Origin of the sequence: Streptomyces sp. H27-H1 (assembly GCF_026627445.1) — a bacterium.
Classification (GTDB): Bacteria; Actinomycetota; Actinomycetes; order Streptomycetales; family Streptomycetaceae; genus Streptomyces.
This window is the reverse complement of record NZ_JAPNLJ010000011.1, coordinates 77113-101579: the sequence shown is the minus strand read 5'-3', so window position 1 is coordinate 101579 and position 24467 is coordinate 77113. Positions and strand designations below refer to the sequence as shown.

Annotated in this window: 26 protein-coding genes and 2 pseudogenes; 16 read left to right on the top strand and 12 right to left on the bottom strand. The window is 72.2% G+C overall.

The features are described 5' to 3' along the window. Window positions 1–21: 21 nt before the first annotated feature. From OTB20_RS14625 to OTB20_RS14610, 4 genes and pseudogenes are all read left to right on the top strand, one after another. A pseudogene (locus tag OTB20_RS14625) lies at window positions 22–479 on the top strand (haloalkane dehalogenase); the annotation flags it as partial. Window positions 480–613: 134 nt separating this feature from the next. Continuing rightward, window positions 614–2059, top strand: a complete 1446-nt coding sequence (locus OTB20_RS14620; RefSeq protein ID WP_267817732.1) for an alanine/glycine:cation symporter family protein — start codon at window positions 614–616, stop codon at window positions 2057–2059. Between the two features lie 51 nt (window positions 2060–2110). Continuing rightward, window positions 2111–2380, top strand: a complete 270-nt coding sequence (locus tag OTB20_RS14615) for a hypothetical protein (RefSeq protein ID WP_267817730.1) — start codon at window positions 2111–2113, stop codon at window positions 2378–2380. A gap of 131 nt (window positions 2381–2511) precedes the next feature. Further along, the gene (locus OTB20_RS14610; protein ID WP_267817727.1) at window positions 2512–3099 is read left to right on the top strand and encodes a hypothetical protein; all 588 of its coding nucleotides are present in this window, start codon (window positions 2512–2514) and stop codon (window positions 3097–3099) included. An 85-nt stretch (window positions 3100–3184) separates the two neighbouring features. On the opposite strand, the gene OTB20_RS14605 is transcribed toward OTB20_RS14610, so the two are convergent. Further along, complete coding sequence (locus OTB20_RS14605) at window positions 3185–3766, bottom strand: GNAT family N-acetyltransferase (RefSeq protein ID WP_267817726.1); 582 nt, start codon at window positions 3764–3766, stop codon at window positions 3185–3187. Window positions 3767–3902: 136 nt separating this feature from the next. Between OTB20_RS14605 and OTB20_RS14600 the strand changes: the two genes are divergently transcribed. Next, window positions 3903–5216, top strand: coding sequence for a lipase family protein (locus tag OTB20_RS14600; RefSeq protein WP_267817725.1), 1314 nt, complete (start codon window positions 3903–3905; stop codon window positions 5214–5216). A gap of 103 nt (window positions 5217–5319) precedes the next feature. Here OTB20_RS14600 and OTB20_RS14595 read toward each other — a convergent pair whose 3' ends face one another. Genes OTB20_RS14595 through OTB20_RS14585 form a run of 3 tightly spaced genes read right to left on the bottom strand, consistent with a single transcriptional unit; the run spans window position 5320 to window position 8870 of the window. Then, window positions 5320–6894 (bottom strand): PTS transporter subunit EIIC, encoded by a 1575-nt coding sequence (locus OTB20_RS14595; RefSeq protein ID WP_267817723.1) that lies wholly within the window; start codon window positions 6892–6894, stop codon window positions 5320–5322. A gap of 56 nt (window positions 6895–6950) precedes the next feature. Beyond that, window positions 6951–7877, bottom strand: coding sequence for an N-acetylmuramic acid 6-phosphate etherase (gene murQ / locus OTB20_RS14590; protein ID WP_267817721.1), 927 nt, complete (start codon window positions 7875–7877; stop codon window positions 6951–6953). A 21-nt stretch (window positions 7878–7898) separates the two neighbouring features. After that, window positions 7899–8870: a MurR/RpiR family transcriptional regulator gene (locus OTB20_RS14585; RefSeq protein WP_267817719.1), complete on the bottom strand. Its 972-nt coding sequence runs from the start codon at window positions 8868–8870 to the stop codon at window positions 7899–7901. Window positions 8871–8994: 124 nt separating this feature from the next. Here OTB20_RS14585 and OTB20_RS14580 point away from each other — a divergent pair, with 124 nt between their 5' ends. Then, a complete protein-coding gene (locus OTB20_RS14580) occupies window positions 8995–9420 on the top strand; it encodes a hypothetical protein (protein WP_267817718.1) in 426 nt (141 codons plus the stop codon). Between the two features lie 7 nt (window positions 9421–9427). Further along, window positions 9428–9697, top strand: coding sequence for a DUF4031 domain-containing protein (locus OTB20_RS14575; RefSeq protein WP_267817716.1), 270 nt, complete (start codon window positions 9428–9430; stop codon window positions 9695–9697). Between the two features lie 83 nt (window positions 9698–9780). On the opposite strand, the gene OTB20_RS14570 is transcribed toward OTB20_RS14575, so the two are convergent. Then, window positions 9781–9990 carry a DUF397 domain-containing protein gene (locus OTB20_RS14570; protein WP_267817714.1) on the bottom strand — a complete coding sequence of 70 codons (210 nt, stop codon included), beginning with the start codon at window positions 9988–9990 and terminating at the stop codon, window positions 9781–9783. Beyond that, on the bottom strand, window positions 9987–10862 hold the full coding sequence (locus tag OTB20_RS14565; protein ID WP_267817713.1) for a helix-turn-helix domain-containing protein: 876 nt from the start codon (window positions 10860–10862) through the stop codon (window positions 9987–9989). The genes OTB20_RS14570 and OTB20_RS14565 overlap by 4 nt, the downstream gene beginning before the upstream one ends. 155 nt (window positions 10863–11017) lie before the next feature. Here OTB20_RS14565 and OTB20_RS14560 point away from each other — a divergent pair, with 155 nt between their 5' ends. The 3 genes and pseudogenes from OTB20_RS14560 to OTB20_RS14550 all read left to right on the top strand — a co-directional run. After that, window positions 11018–11455 (top strand): ATP-binding protein, encoded by a 438-nt coding sequence (locus OTB20_RS14560; RefSeq protein WP_267817712.1) that lies wholly within the window; start codon window positions 11018–11020, stop codon window positions 11453–11455. A gap of 291 nt (window positions 11456–11746) precedes the next feature. Further along, on the top strand, window positions 11747–12646 hold the full coding sequence (locus OTB20_RS14555; protein WP_267817710.1) for a helix-turn-helix domain-containing protein: 900 nt from the start codon (window positions 11747–11749) through the stop codon (window positions 12644–12646). Between the two features lie 171 nt (window positions 12647–12817). Further along, window positions 12818–13369 (top strand): annotated as a pseudogene (locus OTB20_RS14550) (hypothetical protein); the annotation flags it as partial. Between the two features lie 48 nt (window positions 13370–13417). Here OTB20_RS14550 and OTB20_RS14545 read toward each other — a convergent pair. Beyond that, window positions 13418–14629 (bottom strand): Cmx/CmrA family chloramphenicol efflux MFS transporter, encoded by a 1212-nt coding sequence (locus tag OTB20_RS14545; protein WP_267817895.1) that lies wholly within the window; start codon window positions 14627–14629, stop codon window positions 13418–13420. A gap of 54 nt (window positions 14630–14683) precedes the next feature. After that, window positions 14684–15457, bottom strand: a complete 774-nt coding sequence (locus OTB20_RS14540) for a hypothetical protein (protein WP_267817708.1) — start codon at window positions 15455–15457, stop codon at window positions 14684–14686. Window positions 15458–15567: 110 nt separating this feature from the next. On the opposite strand from OTB20_RS14540, the gene OTB20_RS14535 reads away from it, so the two are divergent. Beyond that, complete coding sequence (locus tag OTB20_RS14535; protein WP_267817707.1) at window positions 15568–16263, top strand: copper homeostasis protein CutC; 696 nt, start codon at window positions 15568–15570, stop codon at window positions 16261–16263. A 357-nt stretch (window positions 16264–16620) separates the two neighbouring features. Here OTB20_RS14535 and OTB20_RS14530 read toward each other — a convergent pair whose 3' ends face one another. Next, entirely contained in the window at window positions 16621–18603 is a 1983-nt protein-coding gene (locus tag OTB20_RS14530) for a HelD family protein (protein ID WP_267817893.1), read from the bottom strand. 444 nt (window positions 18604–19047) lie between these two features. On the opposite strand from OTB20_RS14530, the gene OTB20_RS14525 reads away from it, so the two are divergent. The 3 genes from OTB20_RS14525 (at window position 19048) to OTB20_RS14515 (ending at window position 20215) form a co-directional block, all read left to right on the top strand. Continuing rightward, complete coding sequence (locus OTB20_RS14525; RefSeq protein ID WP_267817706.1) at window positions 19048–19233, top strand: hypothetical protein; 186 nt, start codon at window positions 19048–19050, stop codon at window positions 19231–19233. Between the two features lie 125 nt (window positions 19234–19358). Beyond that, window positions 19359–19682 carry a hypothetical protein gene (locus tag OTB20_RS14520; protein WP_267817704.1) on the top strand — a complete coding sequence of 108 codons (324 nt, stop codon included), beginning with the start codon at window positions 19359–19361 and terminating at the stop codon, window positions 19680–19682. After that, window positions 19634–20215, top strand: a complete 582-nt coding sequence (locus OTB20_RS14515) for a glycosyltransferase family 87 protein (RefSeq protein WP_267817702.1) — start codon at window positions 19634–19636, stop codon at window positions 20213–20215. Before OTB20_RS14520 ends, OTB20_RS14515 begins: the two co-directional genes overlap by 49 nt. Here OTB20_RS14515 and OTB20_RS14510 read toward each other — a convergent pair. The 3 genes from OTB20_RS14510 to OTB20_RS14500 form a co-directional block, all read right to left on the bottom strand. Beyond that, the gene (locus tag OTB20_RS14510) at window positions 20173–21816 is read right to left on the bottom strand and encodes a DNA repair helicase XPB (RefSeq protein ID WP_267817701.1); all 1644 of its coding nucleotides are present in this window, start codon (window positions 21814–21816) and stop codon (window positions 20173–20175) included. The genes OTB20_RS14515 and OTB20_RS14510 overlap by 43 nt on opposite strands. A 195-nt stretch (window positions 21817–22011) precedes the next feature. Next, on the bottom strand, window positions 22012–22698 hold the full coding sequence (locus tag OTB20_RS14505) for an HAD-IA family hydrolase (protein ID WP_267817699.1): 687 nt from the start codon (window positions 22696–22698) through the stop codon (window positions 22012–22014). A gap of 7 nt (window positions 22699–22705) precedes the next feature. Continuing rightward, window positions 22706–23314 (bottom strand): TetR/AcrR family transcriptional regulator, encoded by a 609-nt coding sequence (locus tag OTB20_RS14500; RefSeq protein WP_267817698.1) that lies wholly within the window; start codon window positions 23312–23314, stop codon window positions 22706–22708. Window positions 23315–23398: 84 nt separating this feature from the next. On the opposite strand from OTB20_RS14500, the gene OTB20_RS14495 reads away from it, so the two are divergent. Both OTB20_RS14495 and OTB20_RS14490 read left to right on the top strand, forming a co-directional pair. Continuing rightward, window positions 23399–23977: a peroxiredoxin-like family protein gene (locus OTB20_RS14495; protein ID WP_267817697.1), complete on the top strand. Its 579-nt coding sequence runs from the start codon at window positions 23399–23401 to the stop codon at window positions 23975–23977. 9 nt (window positions 23978–23986) lie between these two features. Then, window positions 23987–24463 carry an N-acetyltransferase gene (locus OTB20_RS14490; protein WP_267817696.1) on the top strand — a complete coding sequence of 159 codons (477 nt, stop codon included), beginning with the start codon at window positions 23987–23989 and terminating at the stop codon, window positions 24461–24463. Window positions 24464–24467: the final 4 nt, after the last annotated feature.

The following is a 24467-nucleotide window of genomic DNA, read 5'->3' as shown; positions in this document are numbered from 1 at the left end:
CTCCCAGAAGGAGCAGCAGCCGTGCCCGTACAGCCCGTACTCGACTCGACGATCCACTACCGGGAGGCCGGTGACGGGTCCGGTGTGCCGATGGTGTTCCTGCACGGGAACCCCACCTCCTCGCACCTCTGGCGGGAGGTCCTCCCGGCGGTCGGCGGCGGCCGGCTGCCCGCCGCCCGGGGCGGGTACGCGGCATCGCGTTCACCGAAACCATCGTCAAGCCGATGAGCTGGGAGGAGTTCCCCGAAGGCGGCCGTGAGCTGTTCAGGGCGATCAAGACCCCCGGCACGGGCGAGGCGATGATCCTGGACGACAACCTCTTCATCGAGCAGGGACTGCCCGGTACCGTCGCCACCCCGATCGATCCGCGGGACCTAACCGTCTACGCCCGGCCGTACCCGACGAGGGAGAGCCGGCGCCCGCTGCTCCAGTGGCCGCGCTCGATGCCGCTGGGCGGGGAGCCCGCCGCGGCGGTGGCCGCATGGGCCGGCCGGCACGGTCTGCGCCGACCGCGGGAAGCGGGGCGAAGGGCGCGCGGTACGGGTCTTCGGTCCCTCCGGCAGCGGACGTAGGTCCCTGTCGGTGGGCCTTCCGCCCCGCGACACTTCGAGACATGGACACTCTGGATTCGGTGATCGTCAACGTGAACGATCACCTCTGGACCTACCTGCTGATTCCGCTCGTGGTCGGTGCGGGCCTGTACTTCACGGTCCGCTCCCGGGGCGTGCAGCTGCGTCTGCTTCCCGAGATGTTCCGGGTGCTGAAGGAGAAGACCCCGCCGCGCGCCGACGGCCGCAAGCAGGTCTCGTCCTTCGGCGCCTTCACGATCTCCGCCGCCGCACGCGTCGGTACCGGCAACATCGCCGGTGTTGCCGCCGCCATCACCCTGGGCGGCGCGGGCGCCGTCTTCTGGATGTGGATGATGGCGCTGATCGGCGCGGCCTCCGCCTTCGTGGAATCGGCCCTCGCCCAGCTCTACAAGGTGCGGAACTCCACCGGCGCGTACCGGGGCGGCCCGGCGTACTACATGCAGCGGGCGCTCGGTAAACGCTGGCTCGGGGTGCTCTTCGCGGTGACGATCACCGTCACCTTCGCCTTCGTCTTCAACGCGGTGCAGGCCAACACCATCACCGCCGTCGCCGCCGGTTCGCTCGCGGACGCCGACGGATCGGACTGGTTCGGCCCGATGCTCGGCGTGCTGCTCGCCGCCCTGCTGGGCCTGGCCGTCTTCGGCGGGGTCAAGCGGATCTCGTCCGTCACCACCGTCCTGGTGCCGCTGATGGCGATCGTCTACCTGCTGCTCGGCGCGGCCGTGGTCCTCCTCAACATCACCGAGTTCCCCCGGGTCGTCGCCGACATCGTCGGCGGCGCCTTCGGCTTCCGCGAGCTGGCGGCCGGCGGCATCGGCGCGGCCATCCAGCAGGGCATCCGGCGCGGCATGTTCTCCAACGAGGCGGGGCTGGGCTCGGCCCCGAACGCGGGCGCGGCCGCCGAGGTCTCGCACCCGGTCAAGCAGGGCCTCGTACAGTCCCTCGGGGTCTTCTTCGACACGCTGCTCGTGTGCACGATGACGGCCTTCATCGTCCTCGTCAGCAACCCGGAACTGTCGGGCCGCCAGGGCGCGGACCTGACGCAGACGGCGCTGAGGGACACGCTCGGCGGGTGGGCCGGGCACCTGCTCACCGTCGTGGTCTTCATGCTCGCCTTCAGCAGCATGATCGGGAACTACTACTACGGCGAGACCAACATCCAGTTCATCACCCGCAAGCGGTGGGTCCTGCCGGGCTACCGGGTACTGGTCCTGTCGGCGGTCGTGCTCGGTTCGCTCGGCTCGGTGTCGGTCGTCTGGAACCTGGCCGACGTGTTCATGGGCCTGATGGCCCTGATCAACCTCGCCGCGATCATCCCGCTGTCGGCGATCGCCTTCCGCCTGCTGGACGACTACCTCGCCCAGCGCCGGGCCGGCCTGGAGCCGGTCTTCACCCGCGACCGGATGCCGGACCTGAAGGGCGTCCAGTGCTGGGACCCGGTCCGCACGACCATCCCCGCATCCAGGTAGTCGTCGTCCCACCCCTTCGGCCCCGGCCTCTCCGCCGAGGCGCACGAGTGGATGCGCGGCCCGCAGATGTACGTCGCCTCCTCGCAGCCGGCCGACCGGCCTTCCTCGGTGCGGGGCATCGGGGCCTGGCCGACGCCGGCGGGCGCGATGGCGCGGGCCCGCCACCGCGTCCGGCGCACCGGTCTGGGCGGGGAGCGCGTCCTCGCGCTCGCGCCGGGCCGGCCCGGCGAGGTCGACGTACTGACGAGGTCGGCCTACTGGTCGTACCTCTGGCGGCTGGACGGTCGGGCGAGGCGGTCCGGGATGGGGGCCAGGTCGTAGTCGGCCCGGCCTTGCCGCGTACGAACAGGCCCTGAAGCAACGGGAATTATGGAGCCCTGCTCGATCTAAGGGAGATCTCAGGGGTCGGTGCCGGATGCGACTCAGGGGTCGCCGGCCGTAGCGTCGTTCGCATGATCACGTCGCGAACAGCCTTCCTTGCCGCGCCCGCTCTGATGGGCGCCTACGGCCTCATCCGCATCCTCGACGGCCTGGACGGCAGTCGGGGGCCGGGTCCCGCCTGGAGCCTCGGGCACCTGTGCTTCCTCGGTGCGCTCGTGCTCTTCGTCCGGGGCTTGGCCGACATGCGGACGGCCGCCGGCCGGGGCGGGCTGTCCACCACGGCCCTGTGGACGGGCACGGCGGGAGCCGTCGCCCTCGGGGCGCAGTTCGTCATCGACCTCGTGGTCGGCTTCCTGTCGGCGGACCGGGGCGCGATGGACGAGCTGTTCGTGCGGATCCAGGACGTACCCGGGGTGCTTCCCGTGGTCTACGACTTCGGGCCGCTGCTGTTCTTCGTGGGCCAGCTGGTCCTGGTCTGCCAGCTGGCCCAGCGCCGGATCCTGAAGCCGTGGGCGCCGGTCCTGGTCCTGATGGCCGCGACCGTGCCTTTGGCCGGGAAGGACCTCATACCCGTCGGAGCCCTCCTCCTGCTGGTCGCCTTCGCTCCGCTCTACCGAGGGGTCGCGGCTCTCGAGGTGAAGACCGGGGCGACGGCGTAGCCGGGGGTCGGCGGCGAAGGCGGCCAGGTGCCTTGGTGGGAGGCGAGGTGAGCCGGGCGGCTCGTTGGTGTGGTGGTGGTCGCGCTCAGTCCGTGCGCAGGCGGGCGTGGAGGTGTTCGTCGTGCCAGCCGTCCGTGTGGAGGAGGGCGCCGCGCATGGTGCCCTCCAGGGGGTAGCCGGCCTTCGTCGCGACGCGGCAGGAGGCCGGGTTGGACACCGAGTGGGTGATGCGCACGCGGTGCAGGCCGAGGTCGTCGAAGGCCCATCGGGTCACGGCGGACACGCCCTCGGCCGCGGCTCCGCAGCCGCGCCCGGCGGGCAGGAGCCAGTACATGATCTCGGCGCTGCCGCCGCGCAGGTCGATGTCGGCGAGGCCGATCAGGCCGACCGGCACGGTGTCCTGCGTGGCGGCCACGGCCCAGACCGCCGCGTGTTCGGTGTGCCAGCGTTCGCGCCAGCGGGCGATGCGGGTGACGGCCCGGTCCTCGGTCAAGGGGTCGGGGCGGTTCCAGTGGCGGATGTCCGGGTCGGCGTACGCGGCCACGAGCGCGGGGGCGTCGTAGCCCTCCCAGGGGCGCAGCAGCATCCCGCCGGGGAGGGCGTACGTCGGCTGGGTCAGTGCGGCCATCCGGCCTGTTGGGACGACGGCCCGTATCGAGTCGGTCATCGGATCATGATGCCGTTCGGCGGCGCGGGGCGGGTCGCCGGACTGGCGACACATATGTGATGGAACGTCACAGTTGGTGACAATATGCCCGTTTGTCTCTACTCTCTCGTCCGGCACCGAGTGAATGGACGAACACATGAGACGACGGCTTTCGGCGATCACCGCGGCCGGTGTGGCCGCGATCCTCGCGCTGGGCTGCGGGACGACGGCGACCGCGAACACGAACCCGGACGGAGGCAAGGGCGGCAAGGGCCTGTGCGCCCCGGGCGTGCCGATCGGTCCGGAGGGCGAGAAGTTCTACGACCCGCCGTCGCCGCTGCCCGAGGGCGACCACGGCGACCTGATCTGGGCCCGCCGCGTCGACGCCCCGAACGGTGCGCGCGCCTGTCGGATCCTGTACCTCTCGACCCTGCAGAGCGGCACTCCCGTCGCCGTCTCGGGCATCGTGGCCTGGCCCGACGCCCCCGCGCCGCGCCACGGACGCAACGTCGTGGCCTGGGCGCACGGGACCGTGGGCGGACCGCGCCAGTGCGCGCCCTCCGCGGTGCCGAACCCGGCCACCGACCTGGTGGGCTACTACACCTACGACAGCCCGTGGGGCATCGACGTCGGCGTGCCGGCGCTGACGCAGTTCCTCGATTCCGGTGACGTCGTGGTCGGCACCGACTACCAGGGGCTCGGCGCCCCGGGCGTGCACCAGTACACCGTCGCCGTCACGGAGACCAACAACGTCCTGGACTCGGTCCGCGCGGCCCGCCGGATCACCGACACCCACGCGAACCGCAAGGCGGCCGTCCTGGGCTGGTCGCAGGGTGGCGGAGCGGCGGCCTTCATCGCCCAGAACTACCGCCAGTACACCCCGGAGACCCAGCTGGTCGGTATCGCGGCGCTGGCGCCCGCGGCCAACCTGGGACCGGACTTCCGCGGCCTGGTGCTGCCCGGCCCGACGGATGCCACCTCGGCCTCCCACAACGCGGCGCTGCGCATCAACGTCTACCGGGGCTTCCTCGCGGCCTACCCGGAGCTGAAGGCCGAGGACGTGCTGAAGCCGGCCGGTCTGGAGGCGCTGCGCGGTGACGGGGTGATGTGCATCGAGCACCTCGCCGACGTGATCCAGAACAACGTGGGCAACGTCGGGCAGCTCGACACGCTGTTCCAGCCGCTGTCGGTGGTGCCGGAGGTCTGGCACCAGCGCTTCCGCGAGAACACCGCGGGCCTGGTCGCCTCGGTGGCGCCGATCCTGGTGATGCAGGGGACGGCGGACACCGTCATCAACCCGAACTCCACCGACGAGTACGTGAAGCGGGCCTGCCGCTTCAACAAGCCGGTCGAGTACACGAAGTACCAGGGGGCGACGCACCAGACGATCCCCAACGTCGCCGAGCCGGAGTACCTGGGATGGATCGCGGACCGCTTCGCGGGCAAGCCGGCTCCGTCCAACTGCGCCTGAGGCGAAGCGAAGCCGCTTGAGCTGAAGTGAAGCAGTGAAGCAGTGAAGGCTCCCGGCCGGTGTGGTCCACCGGCCGGGAGTCTTCGTACGTCAGGGGCGGCCGTCAGCGGCCCACGGGGACCGGGGCGGAGTCCGAGGCGTTCGCGGGCTCGGCCGCCGGTGCCTGGGGCGCGGTCTGCGGGGCGGCCGTGTCGGTGTCCTGGCCGGTGTTGAAGTCCACCAGCATCTGCTTCGTGAAGCCGAAGAAGTAGGTGGCGGCGAAGCCGACGAGGTAGCCGACGGCCAGGCCGCCCGCGTAGATGGCGATGGTCATCCCCATGCCCGACTTGCCGTCAAGCAGCGGGAACAGTGCCCAGCCGGAGGGGCCGATGGCGGCGGAGCCGAAGGCCGTGCCCAGCTGGTTGAAGAGGCCGACGAAGGCCCCGCCCGCCGCGCCGCCGATGCAGGCGGTGATGAAGGGGCGGCCCAGGGGCAGGGAGACGCCGTAGATCAGGGGCTCTCCGACACCGAGGAAGCCGGCCGGGAGGGCGGACTTGATGGTGGCGCGGATCGAGCCGTTGCGGGGGAGCTTGTAGTAGACGGCGATGGCCGCGCCGACCTGGCCGGCGCCCGCCATGGCGAGGATGGGGAGCAGGACGGTGTAGCCGGTCTGCTCGATCAGGGTGGTGTGGATGGGGATCAGGGCCTGGTGCAGGCCCAGCATGACCAGCGGGAGGAAGAGGCCGCCGAGGACCAGGCCCGCGAAGGCTCCGCCGGTGGCGAGCAGCCAGGTGGCGAAGGTACCGATGGCGGTGGAGACCTCACCGGCGACGAACATCAGGCCGAAGATGGTGACCAGGCCGGAGATCAGCACCGTGAGGGTGGGGGTGACCAGGACGTCCAGCGCCTCCGGGACCCACTTGCGGCACCACTTCTCGACCTGGACGGCGAGCAGTGCGGCCGCCAGGGCGCCCAGTACGCCGCCCTGGCCGGGGGAGAGCTGCTGGCCGAAGGCGTCGATCTTCGTGACGCCCGGGAAGACGATGATGGCGGCGACCGCGCCGCCGAGGATGGCCGTGCCGCCGAATTCCCTGGCTGTGTTGTAGCCGACGAAGACCGCGATCAGGGACATGAACCCTGAGGCCATCGCGGCGAGCGCCGGGACGACGGCAGGCAGCCAGCCCATGTTGGTGATGAACCCGTTGAGGCCGGCGATGATGCCGCAGCCGATCAGGGCCGGGATCAGCGGGACGAAGATGTTCGCGGTGCGGCGCAGGAACAGCTTGAAGGGGGTGGAGTTCTTCGCCTTCCGGGCGTTCTTGAGGGCCGCGCCCTGGGCGGCGAGTTCGTCGGCGCCGTGGCCGGACGGGTGATCCGCGGCCGGGGCCGCCGGGGTGGCCGGGGCTGCCGGGGTGGCCATGGCTGCCGGGGTGGCCGAGCGGCCTTCCGCGACCAGGGCCTCGAACTCGGGGGTGACGCGGGCGACGGTGCCCGGTCCCAGCACGATCTGGTAGGTGTCGTCCTCGACGACGCCCATCACGGCGGGGACGGCCTTGAGGGCCTCGTCCTGGACCAGCGAGCGGTCGCGCAGGGTGATCCGCAGGCGGGTCATGCAGTGCGCGATGGTGACGATGTTGTCCGGGCCGCCGACCAGGGGAAGGATCGCGGCGGCTGTGGCGCGGTTCTTGTCAGTGGACATGGTGGTTCGCCTTGTTGGTTGAGGTCGGCGGGGGAGTCGGCGGAGGCCGGCGCGGGTCAGCGGGGGGTCTGGGTGAGGGCGGCCCGGAGGTGGCCCCGGGACGTGGTGAGCAGTTCGGCGGCCGTGGGGCCGTCGACGCCGCCGAGGATGATGAGGATGGCCTGCTTGACCTCGCCGTCGGCGGCGGTGAGCGCGGCCTCGATCTCCCCGTCGGGGGCGCCGGTCGCCAGCGAGACGATGCGGCGGGCGCGGGCGCGCAGCTTCTCGTTGGAGGAGCGCATGTCGACCATCAGGTTTCCGTACGTCTTGCCGAGCCGGATCATCGTGAGGGTCGAGATGAGGTTGAGTACGAGCTTCTGCGCGGTGCCCGCCTTCAGGCGGGTGGACCCGGTGAGGAGTTCGGGTCCGACGACCACCTCGATGCCGTGGTCGGCGGCCGCGGCGAGCGCGGAGCCGGCGTTGCAGGACAGGCCGACGGTGAGCGCGCCGCGGTCGCGGGCGAACTCGACGGCGCCGATCGCGTACGGGGTGCGGCCGGAGGCGGAGATGCCGATGACGGTGTCGTCGGCGGTCAGGGTCAGCGCGGTCAGGTCCTCGGCGGCCAGTTCCTTGGAGTCCTCGGCGCCTTCGACGGCCTTGACCATGGCGGAGGGGCCGCCCGCGATCAGGCCGACGACCTCGGAGGGGTCGGTGTTGAAGGTGGGCGGGCACTCGCTGGCGTCCAGTACGCCCATCCGGCCGGCGGTGCCGGCGCCCGCGTAGATCAGGCGCCCGCCGCGGGCCATCCGCGCGGAGATGCCGTCGATGGCGGCGGCGATCGTCTCCAGCTCGCCGGCGACGGCGGCCGGGACGGTGGCGTCCTCGGCGTTCATCAGGCGGGCGATCTCGAGGGTGGAGAGCCGGTCGATCTCGGCCAGTTCGGGGCGGAAGGCCTCGGTGGTCAAGGTGGCGAGCTGGGCGCGGAGTTCGGCGTACGCGGTCATGAGTGGGGGGCTCCTGAGCTGCTAGCGGGTGGTGCTGCCCCGCTTGGCGGTGGGTACGGGGGTGTGGTGGCGGGGCGCGAGCGCCTCGTACGAGGCGGCGAGCGCGGGCGCGGCCGTCTCGTAGGTCTGCTGGGCGACGCCCACGAAGAGGCAGTCGACGACGAGGAGCTGGCTGGTCCGGCTCGACATGGCGGCCGGGCGCAGCTGGGTCTCGCGGGCCGCGGACGTGGCCAGGACGAGGTCGGCGTAGTGGACGACGGGGGAGTTCTGGCGGGCGGTGAGCGCGAGGGTGGTGGCGCCGCGTTCGAAGGCGGTCCGCAGGGGGTCGATGACGTCGCCGGTGCCGCCGGAGTGGGTGATGGCGACGGCCACGTCGCCGGGGCGGAGCAGGACGGCGGTGGTGACGGCCAGGTGCGGATCGCCCGGCGCGTGGGCGATCAGGCCGATGCGCGACAGCTTCTGGGCGAGGTCCTGGGCGACGAGGCCGGAGGCGCCGACGCCGTAGATCTCGATGCGGCGGGCGCCCGCGAGGGCGGTGACGGCTGCGCCGAGGGCGGTGACGTCGAGGCCGGCGGCGGTGTCGGCGAGGGTCTGCGCCTCCTCGTGGGCCAGCTTCGCGACCACGTTCGCGAGGGAGTCGTCGACGGCTATGTCCACGGTGACGGCGGGGGCCGCGCCGGACTCCTGCTGGGCGGCGAGCGCGGCGAGCGCGAGGCGCAGGTCGCGGTAGCCGGGGTAGCCGAGGAGGCGGGCGGTGCGGACGACGGTGGCCTCGCTGGTGCCGGTACGGGCGGCGAGGTCGCTGACGGTGAGCGCGGCGCAGCCGGCCGGGTCCTCGGCGACGGTCTCGGCGACGGCCTGCATGGAGCGGGTCATCGAGGGTCCGAGACTGCGGACGCGGGCCCGCAGGGCGGCGGGGGCGGGGACGGGGGGTACGGGCGCTGCGCCCGGGCCCTCCGAACCGCTGAAGGTTTCTTTCACATTCTTGCTCACGCTTGAAATCTATTTTCAGCGGGGCGGGTGCGTCAAGACGCCATAAGGCACCGGCGCGGCGGTTCCTTGGCGGGTGGCGAAGGGGACCTTCGCCACTTGGCCCGTCCGGGTCCACAATGTCTCCATGGACCACGCGACCCCCCTTGAACAGGCGCTGCACGCCGCACGCGCCCTGGTACTCGCCGATCTCGTCGCGGGCGAGGTCGCCGAGGCCGATGTCGTCTCCCTCGTCGAGGACGCGGTCACGCACCGCCGGTGGTGGGTGGAACAGTGGCCGGAGGGCGTCGACTACCTCGCCGGACTCGTCGCCCAGGACGTGAAGGACGCACTGCTGCAGAAGCACGGGCGCTGGCCGCTGTGCCCGGTCTGCGCCCACGGTGAGCCGCACGCGCTGGACGTGGAGCCCGAGCTCGGACCGGACCCGATGTGGGTGTGCTCGGAGGCCGGCGTCCGGGTGGCGCCGGTGGGCGGACTCGCACCGGTCCTCGCGGGCGGCCTCGGCGCCGACTCCGACTCGGGCTCCGGCTCCGGCTTCGGGCACGGCGAATGAGCCGCCGGTGACCGTGTACATCGACCCGCCCGACTGGCCGGGTCACGGCCGCCTGTGGTCACACCTGGTCAGCGACGTCTCGTTCGAGGAGCTGCACGCCTTCGCCGCGTCGATCGGCTGCCCGCCGAAGGCCTTCGAACGCGACCACTACGACGTCCCGGAGCAGCGGTACGCGGACGCGGTGGGCGCGGGCGCCGTGGAGATCGGCAGCAAGGAGCTGGTACGCCGCCTGACGGCGGCCGGGCTGCGCAGGCCGAAGGGGCGACCGGCCGCATAAGGCCTGTCGGCCCTAGGGTGAGGAGGAGCCCGACGAGTGCGTGTCCGGTGACGACCAGGCGCGGGGCGCGTCAGCTGGAGGGATCAACAGCCCGACGCGTACGACACGAAGCCCGACCATGCGCCCGGAGCGAGCGCGAGCTGGGGGCCGTCGAGGCACTTGGAGTCGCGGACGTGGACGGCGCGGGGGGTGGTGGCGACCTCGACGCAGGAGTCGCCTTCGCTGCTGCTGCTGTAGCTGCTCTTGAACCACGCCAGGTCGTGGGCGTCCCCGGCTGAGGCCTTGTGGATCATGTTTCTCCCAGCAGTCGCTCGATGCGGGCGGTGGACTCACGGGGGGTGAGGGCCTGAGCCCGGATGATGCCATATCGCAGTTCCAGGATACGGAGCTGCTTCCGCTCGGTCACCGGTCGGCCGTTGACCATGGCCGGCGAACGCCCGACGACCGAGCCGTCATCGAACTTCAGCACCTCGATGCCGCCAGCCAGCCCGGCGTGTTCCTCACGGTCCATCGGCATTACTTGAAGCTCGACGTTACGCAACTGTGCAACCTCCAGTAGGTGTTCGAGCTGTGCACGCAACAGCCTCCTCCCGCCCAGCGGACGTCGAAGCGTCCATTCCTCCAGCACGAAGCTGAGTTCGGGTACAGGGCCCCGCTCAAACACGGACTTGCGGGCCATGCGACCGGCCACCATCCGCTCCACCTCGTCCTGCGTATATGCCGGCCGTCGCATCAGCAGCAGTCCACGTGCGTACTCCGGTGTCTGCAACAGGCCGTGGATGTTGAGCGGGTCGTACAGCTGGAGCTCCACCGCCTGAGACTCCAGCATGGCCAATTCCCGGACCTTCCTCGGGTACCGGACCTTCGCCACGTCCTCTTTCATCGCCGCGAGCAGCCCACCCGCGTCCAGGACCTCGTCCGCCTTGTCCAGGAATTCGGGGCGCGGGATCCGCTTCCCACCCTCCAGCTTGTAGACCATGTCCTCGCCGTACCCGACCGCAACTCCGAAGTCGGCGGCCCGCATCCCCACCGCCTCCCTTCGCAGCCTCAACTGCCGTCCCACGGTAGCGACGACGGCCACCCCCCAGTCGTCGTCCGGGTCCACCTCCCAGCCCGGCTCATCCGCCTCGCTCTTGAGCCGCTGTACCCCTTCGTCCACTGACATGCCGCACCCCTCTGTCCGCGCTTACGTGCCGCGACGCCCCTACCCGTCGGACGGGTTCCGACAGTCCGGACAGCAGTGGACAAGCTCCGGACAGTCACCCTACGCATCGGCTCCGTCACTGTTCACGGTAGGCCTGGACGGCCACGCTCGGTGACGTGAACCAGAAGAAGACCATCCAACCCCCGCCACCGGCATGTCGCTTCGATGCTCTGCTGTCCCCCACGCCGCGAGGCGCCCGGCTGGCCCGTGTCCTGGCCGTCGACTGGTTGCGCACCCGGGGCCTGCCGCACCGCGTCACCGAGGCGGCCGAGCAGATCGTCGCCGAGCTCGCCGCGAACGCCGCCACTCACGGCCGGGTCTCCGGGCGGGACTTCCTTCTCGCGCTCCTCGCCGAGGCCGATGCCTGCGTCCTGCGCATCGAGGTCACGGACACCCGGCGTGAAGGCCTCCCCCGTCTCCGTCCGCCGACCCCCGACGCAGACTCCGGGCGCGGCCTGCTCCTCGTCGAGGCGCTCGCCGACCGCTGGGGGGTCGGGCTCGGTCCCGTCCCCCGGAAGACCGTATGGGTCGAACTCGACCTGCCGCGCCCCTGACCTGCGGATATCGCTCGCGCACCGGAGCCCGTTCGGTGGGGCGCCGGTGGCCGGGACGATCCCAAGACTCAAGACACGGGAGAGAAAGAACCCCACCAAACCCCACCCCTCCCGCCCATGGCGCACGCTCACTCGCTTGAGTGAAAAACGCCAACTTGGCTGGCTTCGGGACGGGTTGCCTGATCTACGCTCAGCTCGACATACCAACTCACAGCTGACATGCGTCGGCCCCCGCCGGGACGGCAATCCCAAGGCGAGGGCCTGACCACCAAGGAAGACGGAACCTTCCCGATGGATACCCTGAACACTAGCGCGCGCCCGCACGCCCAGCCCCGTAACGGCGGGGAAAACCACCCGTCCCGGGCCACCCGTGCGCACACCCGTTCCGGCGGTGTCATCCACGACAACGCCCGCCACGCCACCCGCTTCACCGTGATCGGTAACCACCTCGCCCAGCACGCCGAGTTGTCGCTGCTGGCCATCGGCCTGGCCGTCCACATCCAGTCCCTTCCCGGCGGCGCGCTCATCGACATCAGGACCCTCGCCGCCCGCTTCCCCGAGGGGAAGACCCGGATCGCCGCCGCCCTGCGCGAGCTGGAGGCCCACGGCTATCTGCGCCGCACCTGCGAACGCACCAGCAGCGGTCGCGTCGTCACCCGCACGGTCTCCTGCAATCAGCCGGGCCGGTCCGACGCCACGGACGGACCGGCGCCGAAGCCGCGGCGTCCCTCCCGCCGGGAGGGCGAGCCGCCGCGGCGTGCCCTGCCCGCCGTGCCGCAGCCCGCGTACCCGACTCCCGACCTCCTCCGGTCCGCCGTCGAGGTCCTCGCCGGTATCCGCCGTGGGGATCCGCGCCTCCTGCTCTCCGCCGTGGACGTCGAGCACCTCGCCCCCGGGGTCGCGGCCTGGCTGGAGCGTGATCTGCCTCCGAGCGCCGTACGTCATGCCCTGACCGCCGACCTGCCGTCGGAGCCCCTGCACCGCCCGGCAGCCCTGCTGGCCCACCGGCTCGCCGCTCAGCTCCCGCCCATGCCGCCGTTCAGTCTCCGGGAAGCACCCGCGGACCTCGTCAGGCACCCGCTCCAGAACTGTGACGTCTGCGACCACGCCTTCCGTGCGGACGAACCCGGCCGCTGCCGCGACTGCCGCAAGCTCCGGCAACCGGCCACTGCGACTCAACCTTCCGGGTGAGCATCGCCAACTAGCTTAATTCCGGACGGTGTTACGCATCTAGGCTCGCCGCAGATGTTGCCTTTGGCATGTGCCAGAGGCAATCCCCACTGCCACAGGATCCGCTATGGTCAGCTCGCCCCACGAGGCGATGCACCGCATCTTCCAGGAACACCCGGAACTCTTCTCCCGGCCGCTCGCCCGGTCCGCTTCGGCCCTCCCCAGTGGCCCCTGCTCACCCTGTGCCCGCTGGTCGCGGGGCCGCACAACATGCCACTGATCACCAACCCCGCCGAAGTCCGCAAGGACCTCGCGCTCGCGACCCTGTCCGCGATCACCCACGCCAGGAATCCGGACATCGGAGCCATACTCAAAGCGATGACCAACGTGCTGCGGGACACACCCGCGGCCCTCGCCAACCCGATCATCGAATTCATCGCACAGGGCATGGGAAAGCACCCCGCCGCAGCACTTTGGAGGAAACTGGTGGCCGTGGACCTCTCTTTCTATAAATCGCCCCTCTCCGAAGAGCTCCGCGACGAGGGCCGGGTCAAGGGCCGGGCGGAGGGCGAGGCACGTCGCGCCGCCGAGGACGTCCTGGCCGTCCTCGTGGAGCGGGGCATCGATGTCCCCGAGGAGGCCCGTGAGCGCATCACCGGCTGCGGCGACGCCGAGACCCTGAGCCGCTGGCTCCGGCGCGCCGTCACCGCCCCCTCCGCCGACGAGATCTTCACGGACGGGTAGCCCCGGGGAAAGGGGAGCCCTCCGCCTCCGAAGTCTTCAGGCGCGGCGCTACGCGCGGACGGGGTCCTTGGCCGGGGCCGTCTCGGACGAGGCCACGACGCGGGTCGGGTGCCCCGTACGGCGGTCCAGGCGGAGGGCTGCGAGGCCCAGGGCGATGGCGGTGACGGTCATGGCGCCGCCCGCCCAGGCGGTGGCGGAGTAGCCGTACCCGGCGTCGATGACGGTGCCGCCGAGCCAGGGGCCGCCGGTGTTGCCGAGGTTGAACGCGGCCGTCGTGGTCGCGCCGGCCAGGGTCGGGGCGGCGCCCGCGACGTTGAACATGCGGGCGTTGAGCGCGGGGGCCGTGAAGAACGCGGAGAAGCCGAGCAGGAACGAGAGGGCGATCGCGGCCGCCGCGGTGGAGGCGAGCAGGGCCAGCGCCGCCAGGAAGACGGTGGAGGCGGTGATGCCCCACAGCATCACCCCGAACAGGTGCGCGTCGGCGATCCGCCCGCCCACCGTGGTGCCCACCAGCGCGCCGACGCCGAAGAGGCCCAGGATCCACGGCACCCAGCCGGAATCGAGCCCGGCCACATCGGTGAGCAGCGGGGACAGGTAGCTGAAGGCGCAGAAGACGCCGCCCGCGGCGAGCGCCGTGACACCGATCGACAGCCACACCTGGCGGTCGCGGTAGATGCGCAGCTCACGCGTGAGCGAGGGCTTCTCGGCGGGCAGCGGAATCTTCGGGATCAGCGCGAGGATGCCGACGAGCGCGACGGCGGAGGCCGCGCCCACCGCCCAGAACGCGGAACGCCAGCCCAGGTGCTCACCGAGGAACGCGCCGACCGGGACGCCGAGGACGTTGGCGATGGAGAGGCCGCCGATCATGACGGCCATCGCGCGGGCGCGCTGGTGTCGCTCGACCATGGCGATGGCCACGGCCGCGCCGACCGCCCAGAAGCCGGCGCAGGCGAGCGCGGAGACGATGCGGGAGGCGAAGAGCAGCTCGTACGAGGGGGCCAGCGCGCCCGCGACCTGCCCGAGGCCGAAGAGGCTGATCAGGGAGAGGAGCGTGGTGCGGCGGGGCAGCCGCAGCGTGGCGACGGCGAGCAGCGGGGCACCGACGACCATGCCGATCGCGAAGGCGGATATGAGCAGGCCCGCCTGCGGGATGGTGACGCCCATGTCCTCGGCGATGGGTGGGAGGAGCCCGGAGAGCATGAACTCGCTGGTACCGAGTGCGAAGACGGAGAGGCCGAGGATGTAAACGGCGACGGGCATGCGGGTGCGTTCGGCTGCTGCGGGCATGAATTACCTCAACCAAGACGAAGCGGGTCACATTCCCGGGGGCTGCTCCGAAGGCTGTGAGGGGTCCGTAGGCCCGGTCAGCCGGCTGAGCTCGGCGGCCAGGTTCGTACGGGCCGGGGTCTCCCAGTGAGCGGCCCCGTACGGGGTGCGGAAGAGGCGGGGCAGCTCCAGCAGCTGGCGCAGGACGGCGGCCCGGCCGGCCCGGAAGGCCTCGTTGGGGACGAAGCCGTACTCGGCGCGTACGGCCGTGGCGTAGGCGGCGTACTCCTGCGCCGTGCCCGCCAGGACGCCCAGGTCGGCGTCGCAGAGCAGCTCGCCGTTGGCGTCGCCGGGCGCGGGGTCGTGGGTGACGGTGAGCCGGACGAGGCGGGCCACCTCGGCGGTGCGGGCGTCGTCGATGCCGAGCTCGGGCAGGGCGCGCTCGGCGAGGACGGCGCTGCGCTCCTCGTTCTCGGAGCGGTCGGGCCGGTAGACGACGTCGTGGAACCACGCGGCGAGCTCGACGGCGGCGCGGTCGGGGCCCGGCTCGGCGCTCTCCGCGTGCTCGGCGTGTTCCGCGTGCTCCGCCTGCTCGGCCTGCTCGTTTTGTGCGGTGGCCAGTACGTCGATCCGTGCGAGTACGTCGGCCAGGTGCGCGGTGGTGTGGTACTTGCGCTGCGGTTCCGCCCAGGCGGTGAGGAGGCGGTCGGCGTAGGGGGCGGGGTCGCGGTCGCCGGCGGCTCCGGCGGCCGCGGCGGTGGCGTGCCAGCGGGCGCGGAGGTTCTGCTCGCGGTGCGTGTCGGACGTCGTGGCGGATGTCATGAGCACATTGTGGTGGTGGCGTGATTGTGCTGGTGGTGGGTGGGCGGAGGCCCGTACTCTGAATATTGGACTAGACCTATTTTGCAATGCGTGACGAAGGATGGGATTACATGAGCAACCGTGCGCTCCTGGAGGTGATCGCCCTCGACGTGGAGGACGCGGTCGCGGCCCAGGCCGGTGGGGCGGACCGACTCGAGCTGGTCACCGACATGGCCGCCGACGGGCTCACCCCGCCGCGCGAGACCTTCGCGGCGATCCGGGAGGCGGTCGACATCCGGCTGCGCGTGATGCTCCGGAAGGCGGACGGCTTCTCGGCCGGTTCCGCACAGGACGTGGAACGCCTGGTGGCGGAGGCGCGGGCGCTGCGAGCGGAAGGGGCGCAGGAGTTCGTCCTCGGCTTCCTCAACCCCGACGGAAGCCCCGACCTCACCGCCGTCGAGGCGGTCGTGGCGGAGCTCGGCGGCTGCGGGTGGACGTTCCACCGGGCGATCGACCGGGCGGCGGACCGCGACCAGCTCCGCAAAGCGGTCGCCGACCTGCCCGGGCTCGACACCTACCTCACCGCGGGCGCGGCGGGCGGGGTCGACGAGGGCCTGCCGGTGCTCCTCGAGGAGGCGGCGAAGGCCGGCACCGCCGGCTACGAGCCGCGGATCCTGGTGGGCGGCGGGCTCGCCCTCTCCCACTTGCCGGTGCTGCGCGAAGCGGGCATCGACGCCTTCCACATCGGCAGCGCGGCCCGCCCCTCCGGATGGGCCCGCCCGGTCTCCCCGACGGCGGTCGAGGCCTGGCGCACAGCCCTGAGCTAAGCGGGCCGGGGCCCGGCCCCAGGGCAGGCAACACCGGGGCCCGGCCCCCGGACCCCCGCGCCTCAAACGCCGGCGGGGCTGAAAAGACCGCCTCAAACTCCCCCAGCTACCGCTGGGAGGGGCCCCCTGGCGAGGCTGGATGAATCCAGCCTCGCCGGCGTTTGAGGCGCGGGGTCTGGGGCGGAGCCCCAGGGGCTTTTCAGCCCATCCGGCGTTTGAGGACCGGTCAGGGCCGGGCGCTGGGAACGGTGGAGGGGCGGGTAGGGGACTTCGCCCCGCGCAGCGGCAACTCGCGTCCGGGGTCGGGGCGGGGCGCACCCGGGTCGGGGCGGGGCGCACCCGGGGCGGACCGGCGGGTCAGGTCAGGGCGACCGGGAGGGGGGTCGTGTGGAGGAGGGTGAGGCCGGAGACGGCTCGGGTGAGGCAGACGTAGAGGCGGCGCAGGCCGGTCCGTTCGTCGGGCTCGCCCGCGACCACGTCCGCCGGCTCGTGCAGGACGACGTAGTCGTACTCCAGACCCTTGGCCAGCGAGGCCGGCACCAGCGTCAGACGGGACTCCGCGGTCGTCTCCTCACCCGGCGCCAGATACGGGAGCCCCGCCGCCACCAAGGCCTCCCCGAGCTCCGCGACCCGCTCGTCCGCCGCGATCAGCCCGATCGACCCCTCGTGCGCGAGCGAGGCCCGGCAGGCCGCGATCACCGCCGCCGGAAGGGCGGAGGGGGAGTCGACGGCGGAGACGACCAGCGAGCCCGGGGTCTCGCGGACCGAGGAGACCGGCGACAGGCCGGGCGAGATCGACGGGAGCAGCCGCGAGGCGTAGGCGATCACCTCGCGCGGTACGCGGAAGCCCGCCGTCAGTTCCTCCAGCACCGCGCCCGGCTTGCCCAGATGCCCCAGCGCCTCGTCCCAGCTGCGCGTCGCCCACGGGGTCGTGCCCTGCGCGAGGTCCCCGAGGACCGTCGCCGAGCCGGTCGTGCAGCGCCGGCCGACAGCCCGGTACTGCATCGGGGACAGGTCCTGCGCCTCGTCGATGACGACATGGCCGAGCGAGTGCGTGCGCTCCACCAGGTCCGTCGCCTCGTCGATGAGCACCAGGTCCGCCGCCGACCACTTCACCGACTTCACGCTGCGCGGCGGCTTGGCCCAGAGGAGCAGCTGCTGCTCCTCCTGCGACAGGATCCCCTCCGCGTGCTCCGCGAGGAACGCCGGATCGGAGAGGAGCCGCAGCACCAGTTTGGCCGGTTCCACCAGCGGCCACACCGCTTTGACCACGGCCTTCACGGCGGGGTTGCGCGCCACCGCGTCCTGGACCCGGTCGTCGGGCGCCTCGCCCGCCTGCTCCATGCGTACGAGGACCGTGTGCGCGATCCGCTGCGGGAGGGCGTCGCGGGCGGCTCCGTAGCGGATGTCGCGGTTCTGGAGCTCGGCGACGATCTCGGCGATCTCGTACGCGGGCACCCGCCAGCGGCGCGATCCGCGGACCACCATCAGCGGTTCGACGGGCTCGCTGACGTGGGAGTGGACGGCGCGGCGCAGTACCTCCGCCATCCGGGCGTCGCCCTTGACCACGGCGGTTTCGGCGGCGTCCGCGCCGCGTACCTCCAGGTCCGCGCGGGCGACCAGGTCGTCGACCGTGGCCTGCTTCACCTCCAGCTCGCCGAGGGCGGGAAGGACCTGCTCGATGTAGTGCAGGAAGGAACGGTTCGGCCCGATGACCAGGGTGCCGGTGCGGGCGAGGCGGTCGCGGTGCGCGTAGAGGAGGTACGCGACACGGTGCAGTCCGACGGCCGTCTTGCCGGTGCCGGGACCGCCCTGCACGCAGACGGAGCCGGACAGCCCGGAGCGGACGATCTCGTCCTGCTCGGGCTGGATCGTCGCCACGATGTCGCGCATGGGGCCGACGCGCGGGCGCTCGATCTCCTGCTGGAGCAGCTTGCTGACGGCCGCCGCCTCGGCGGGGTCGGAGAGGTGCTCGTCCTCGTACGCGGTCATTTCGCCGCCGGTGTAGCCGAAGCGGCGGCGCAGCGCGACGTCCTGCGGGTCGTTCTTGGAGGCCCGGTAGAACGGCTGGGAGACGGGCGCGCGCCAGTCGATCACCATGGGGTCGCCGCCGGCGTCGTGGACGTGGCGGCGGCCGATGTAGAACTGCTCGCCCTCCGCACCCTCGGAGAGCTCCGCGCCGGGCGCGTGCAGGTAGTCGAGGCGGCCGAAGAAGAGGGGGGTGTGGGCGAGGTCGGCGAGGGCCTTGATCCGGTCGTCGATCTGGGCCTGGAGGACGATCGCGTTGACCCAGTTCGCGGTGACGTCGCGGATGTCGAGGGCTTCCACGTCCTCGCGCATCGCGCGGAGCGCGGACCGGGAGGCGGCGAGGTGGGCCCGTTCGCGGCCCAGGGGGTCGGCGGCGGCTGCGTCGGCGGCGGCTGCGTCGGGGCTGGGGTCGGTGACGTGGGCGTGCGCGGGCACGGGACTGCCTCCATCTGCTGATGATCTGCGTGATGCGGACGGACGGGCCCGCCGGTTTCCGAGCGGCGGGCGGCACTCCCGGTGACGCGGCGGGAGGCGGCAAGAGCGGAGATTCTAGTCATCGCGAAGGCGGTACGCGAATGAATATGGCGGGCCGAAAGTCCTTCGGGAGGGAGCACCCGTACGGGGGCCGTTCGAGCCGGGTCCTCCTTTGGACAGAGCCCGTAGGGGGTGGCATTAGCCGGGAGGAGGAGGCCGGAGACCTGGAGGTTCAGCCCCCAGGGCGATGTGATTTCCCGGGCGAAAACCCACCATGGATACATGAGCACCGCAACCTTCACCCCGGTCCAGGGTCGCCGCCCGCGCGGCGCCACCGCCATTTCCCACTCCCGCCCCCGTTACAGCGTCGGAGGCGTTCTGCGCGCCGCCAAGGTCTTCGCGGCGACCGCCGTGAGCGTCGTCGTCCTCGGTGAATACGCCGAGGACGCGGGCGTCATACGCCGCTGAAGCGGCGGCCTGAGCCGAGCCCCGAGCCGAGCCCCGAGCCGAGCCCCGAGCTCTGCCGTGGCGCCGTCGTATCGGGCGGTCGCCTCGGCGCGGATGCCGGGGCAGTGATCCACTAGGGTCGCGCCGTGACCCGGAGCTCCGAGACCAGCCGCCTGCTGTCGCCCCGCGTCGGTGTGCTGATCGCGGGCCTGCTGCTCGTGCTCGGTGTGCTCTGCGTCGCCCTGCGCATCCCGGTGGCCGATGCCCTCGCCCCCGGCCTCTCCGCCGCCGAGTGGAGTCCGGCCGCCGCGTATCCGCCCTTCGCGGCCATCCTCTTCGCCCCGGCCGCATGGCTGCCGACCGGCGTACTGAAGGCCGTCCTTGTCTTGGGCAGCGCCGGACTGTTCGCCCTGCTGATCCTTTGTCCTGCCGGCTGTCGGGCCTGCGGGCCCGGCCGGGCGCCGTCCTGACCGCCACCGTCGCCGGGCTGTGGCTGGAGCCGCTGTTCCAGACCCCGCTGTCCGGCCAGATCGCCCTGGCCCTGGCCTGCCCCGTCCTGTGGGACCTGCACCGGCCGCGGGGCGCGCTCGGCAAGGGCTTCGCGCTGGGCACGGCCGCCGGGATCACCCTCACCCCGGCGCTGCTGATCCCGTACCTGCTGCTGACCGGCCGGATCCGGGCCGGGCTGACAGCACTGGGCGCCTTCGCGGGCACCGGGCTGCTCGGGCTGCTGGTCCTCCCGGGGGCCTCCGCCGAGTTCTGGTCCCGGCACCCGCCCCAGGGCGGCCGCTCACTCCTGCTGGACTGGCCCCACCTCTGGGTCTGGACCGTCCCGCTGCTCACGGCCCTGCTCGCCGCCGCCCTGCGCCTGCGCCGGAGGGCCGCCGGGGCGCGGGCAGCCGCGGAGAGTACCGGCGAGGAGGCCACCGGCGAGCAGGTTGCCGGGGTGCCGCGGGATGGTCAGCCGTCGGCCAGCAGTTCGTCGGCGTCCATGATCCGGTAGGCGTAGCCCTGTTCGGCCAGGAACCGCTGGCGGTGCGCGGCGAAGTCCTGGTCGATGGTGTCGCGTGCGACGACCGAGTAGAAGCGCGCCTCGTGGCCGTCGGCCTTCGGGCGCAGGACCCGTCCGAGGCGCTGGGCCTCTTCCTGGCGGGAGCCGAAGGTGCCGGACACCTGGATGGCGACCGTGGCCTCGGGCAGGTCGATGGAGAAGTTCGCGACCTTCGAGACGACCAGCACGCTGATCTCGCCCTCGCGGAAGGCGTTGAAGAGCTTCTCGCGCTGGGCGTTGGAGGTCTCGCCCTTGATGACGGGCGCGTCGAGGTGTTCGCCGAGCTCGTCGAGCTGGTCGATGTACTGCCCGATGACCAGGGTCTGTTCGCCCGCGTGCTTGGCGACCAGCGCCTCGGTGACCTTCCGCTTGGTGGCGGTGGTCGCGCAGAAGCGGTACTTCTCCTCCGTCTCGGCGGTCGCGTAGGCGAGGCGCTCCGCCTCGGTCAGGTTGACCCGTACCTCGACGCAGTCGGCAGGCGCGATGTAGCCCTGCGCCTCGATCTCCTTCCACGGGGCGTCGAACCGCTTGGGCCCGATCAGCGAGAACACGTCCGACTCGCGACCGTCCTCGCGGACCAGCGTCGCCGTCAGCCCGAGCCGCCGCCGTGCCTGCAGGTCCGCGGTGAACTTGAACACCGGAGCCGGCAGCAGGTGCACCTCGTCGTAGAGGATCAGGCCCCAGTCCCGGGAGTCGAAGAGCTCCAGGTGCGGGTAGATGCCCTTCCGCTTCGTGGTCAGGACCTGGTAGGTGGCGATCGTGACGGGCCGGATCTCCTTGCGGGTGCCGGAGTACTCGCCGATCTCCTCCTCCGTCAGCGAGGTCCGCTTGATCAGTTCGTGCTTCCACTGGCGCGCGGAGACGGTGTTCGTGACCAGGATCAGCGTGGTCGCCTTGGCCTTGGCCATCGCGCCGGCGCCGACCAGCGTCTTGCCGGCGCCGCAGGGCAGCACGACCACACCGGAGCCGCCGTGCCAGAAGCCCTCGACGGCCTGCTGCTGGTAGGGGCGCAGTGCCCAGCCGGTCTCGTCGAGCTCGATCGGGTGCGCCTCGCCGTCCACGTACCCGGCGAGGTCCTCGGCCGGCCAGCCCAGCTTGAGCAGGGTCTGCTTGATCTGCCCGCGCTCGGAGGGGTGTACGGCGACGGTGTCGGCGTCGAGGCGCGCGCCGACCAGCGGGGCGACCCGCTTCGAGCGCAGGATCTCCTCCAGCACCGGCCGGTCGGTGCTGGTCAGGACCAGTCCGTGGACGGGGTGCTTGGAGAGGGTGAGACGGCCGTAGCGGGCCATGGTCTCGGCGACGTCGACGAGCAGTGCGTGCGGGACGGGATAGCGGGAGAACTCCACCAGCGCGTCGACGACCTGCTCGGCGTCGTGACCGGCGGCGCGGGCGTTCCACAGGCCGAGCGGGGTGATCCGGTAGGTGTGGATGTGCTCGGGAGCCCGCTCGAGCTCGGCGAAGGGCGCGATGGCGCGTCGCGCGGCCGCGGAGAGCTCGTGGTCGATTTCGAGGAGGAGCGTCTTGTCGCTCTGGACGATGAGGGGCCCGTTCACGCACGTCCCTTTCGGCGTGGGAGGACCGCCCGGACGCGGACGGTCAAACCTCCAGTGTGCCGTATCGCCGCAAGGGCTGAGCGGTTCTGGGTCCTCCGGGCGCCGCCCGGGCCTGCGGCGACGGCGAACGGCCCTCCCGGGCGGGCCCGGGTGCGGGGCCGGGCACGGTCGGGGGCCGGGCAGGGCAGGGCGCGGTCAGGTCGTGGGAGCGGCTGCGGCGGAAGCGGAAGCGGAAGCCGTCGCGAAGGCGAGGATCTCGGGGACGGCCTCGCGCAGGGTCGGGAAGTGGCGGTGGGCCTCGGGGTGGGCGGCGGGGGTGTTGACGGTCCAGACCGTCATGCCGGCCCGCAGTCCCGACCGGACGCCCGAGGGGGCGTCCTCCACGACGAGGCAGTGGGCGGGGTCGGCGCCGAGGAGGGCCGCGCCCCGCAGGTACGGGACCGGCGAGGGCTTGCCCTCGGAGACGGCGGCGGCGTCCACGAGCACGGGCGGCACGGGCAGGCCGGTCCGGTCGAAGCGGCCGCGCACCCGGTGCTCGTAGTTGGAGGTCACCAGCGCCCAGCTGCCCGGAGGCAGGGCCGCCAGCAGCTCGGCGGCGCCGTCGAAGGCCGCGTAGGTGCCGGACCGGACGTCCTCGTCCTCCAGCTCGTGCAGCGCGGCCAGGCAGGCGTGCGGGTCCTGGTCGGGGGCGACGGCCGCGAAGGTCTCCATCGGGCGGGTCCGCAGGGCCACGGCGTGGACCGCGTCCGGATCCAGTCCGTAACGGGTGGCCCAGGTGGCCCAGACCCGGCGCTGGCCTGCGACGGCGTCGACGAGGGTGCCGTCCACGTCGAACAGGACGTACCGGGCGGGCGGGACGGTGGAGGCGGCTGCGTTGCTCACCGGCGGATCATGCCAGGCCGCGCAGGAGCAGCTCCAGGCCGCCGTCGAACTCCCGGTCCGGGGTGACCGAGCGGGCGTCGCGGGCGGTCGCCGACATGTACGGGAACTGGTCCCCGGGCAGGTCGGCGATGGCGGTGGTGCCGGGCCCGGACAGCGGCCCGAGGTGTTCCAGTTGCGTGGCGCCGATCACGTAGGCGATGAGCGCGCGCAGCGCGAGGACCCGTTCCTCGGCCTCGATGCCGGCCTCGGTGAGTACCCCGAGCACCGTCTCCGACCAGCGCAGCCCGCTGTGCGAGCGGTGCCGGTGGGTCAGGGTGAGCGGCAGTACGGACGGGTGGGCGCACATGGTCTCGCGCAGGCGGCGAGCCAGCACCGTGATCCGGCCGGGCCAGGGCCCGTGGGGCGGTGGGGCGGTGTCGACTGCGCTGAGGACGAGTTCGACGACGAGCGCCTCGAGTTCCTCGCGGTCCCGGACGTAGCGGTACAGGGCCATGGGGCTGATGCCGAGCTCGGTGGCGACGGCGCGCATGGACAGCCCGGGCAGCCCGTCGCGGTCGATGACGACGAGGGCGGCGGCGGCCAGTTGGGCCGTTGTGTGGGAGCGGGGGCGTGGCATGAGGGTTGACAGCGTACGGCATACGCCTACGCTGGGGTGGTAGGCGTACGGCATACGCTTACGTCCGTCGAGGAGGGGTATTCCATGCTCGAGCCCGGTTCCGTCGTGCCCGTCCGCCGCCTTACGGCCCTCTGGGGCCAGGTCCTGCCCGTGCCCGACCCGCAGCGGCTCCTCCACCTGCAGTTCCGGCGCTTCGCCGGCTGCCCCGTCTGCCACCTCCACCTGCGGTCGGTCGTCCGGCGCCACGCGGAGATCGAGGCCGCCGGGATCCGCGAGATCGTGCTCTTCCACTCCCCGGCCGAGGAACTGCGGCCGCACACCGCGGACTTCCCCTTCGCCGTCGTCGCCGACCCGGAGCAGCGGCTCTACCGGGAGTTCGGCGTCGAATCCTCCCCGCGCTCCCTGCTGGACCCGCGCGCCTGGGGGCCGGTGCTGTGGGCGATCGCCCGGTCGGCCGTCGCCGTGGCCCGGGGCCGGGAGCGGCTCCCCGCCCCGCGGCCGCGGGGCGGGCGGTTCGGGCTGCCCGCCGACCTGCTGATCGGGCCGGACGGACGGGTGGTGGCCGCCAAGTACGGTGAGCACGTCTACGACCAGTGGTCCGTCGACGAGCTGCTCGAACTGGCGGCCCGATATCCGGTGGGCGCCGCGAACGGGGCTGCGTAGGGTCCCCGCATGACTACTGATCAGCAGGACTTCGTGCCGGCGGCCGACGTGTTCGAGGTGCCCGCCGGGCTCGTCGGCGAGGGCTTCCGGCTGGAGCCGCTCGGGCCGGAACACAACGAGAGGGACCTCGCCGCCTGGAGCGGAAGCATCGCGCACGTGCGGGCCACCCCCGGCTTCGCGGGGAACTGGCCGCCGCTGGAGGGGATGAGCGCCGAGCAGAACCTCGCCGATCTGGAGGGCCACGCGCGGGACTTCGCGGAGCGCCGCGGGTTCACCTACAGCGTGCTGGAGGGGGAAGGGGAGGGCGAGGTCATCGGGTGTCTCTACATCTACCCGGCGAAGGAGGACCCGCAGTGCGTGCAGGTCCGTTCCTGGGTACGTGCCGACCGGGCCGCGCTCGACAAGGCCGTGTACGGGGCCGTCACGAACTGGCTGGCCGAGGTCTGGCCGTTCAGGGCGGACCGGATCGACTACGCGGCCAGGTGAGACG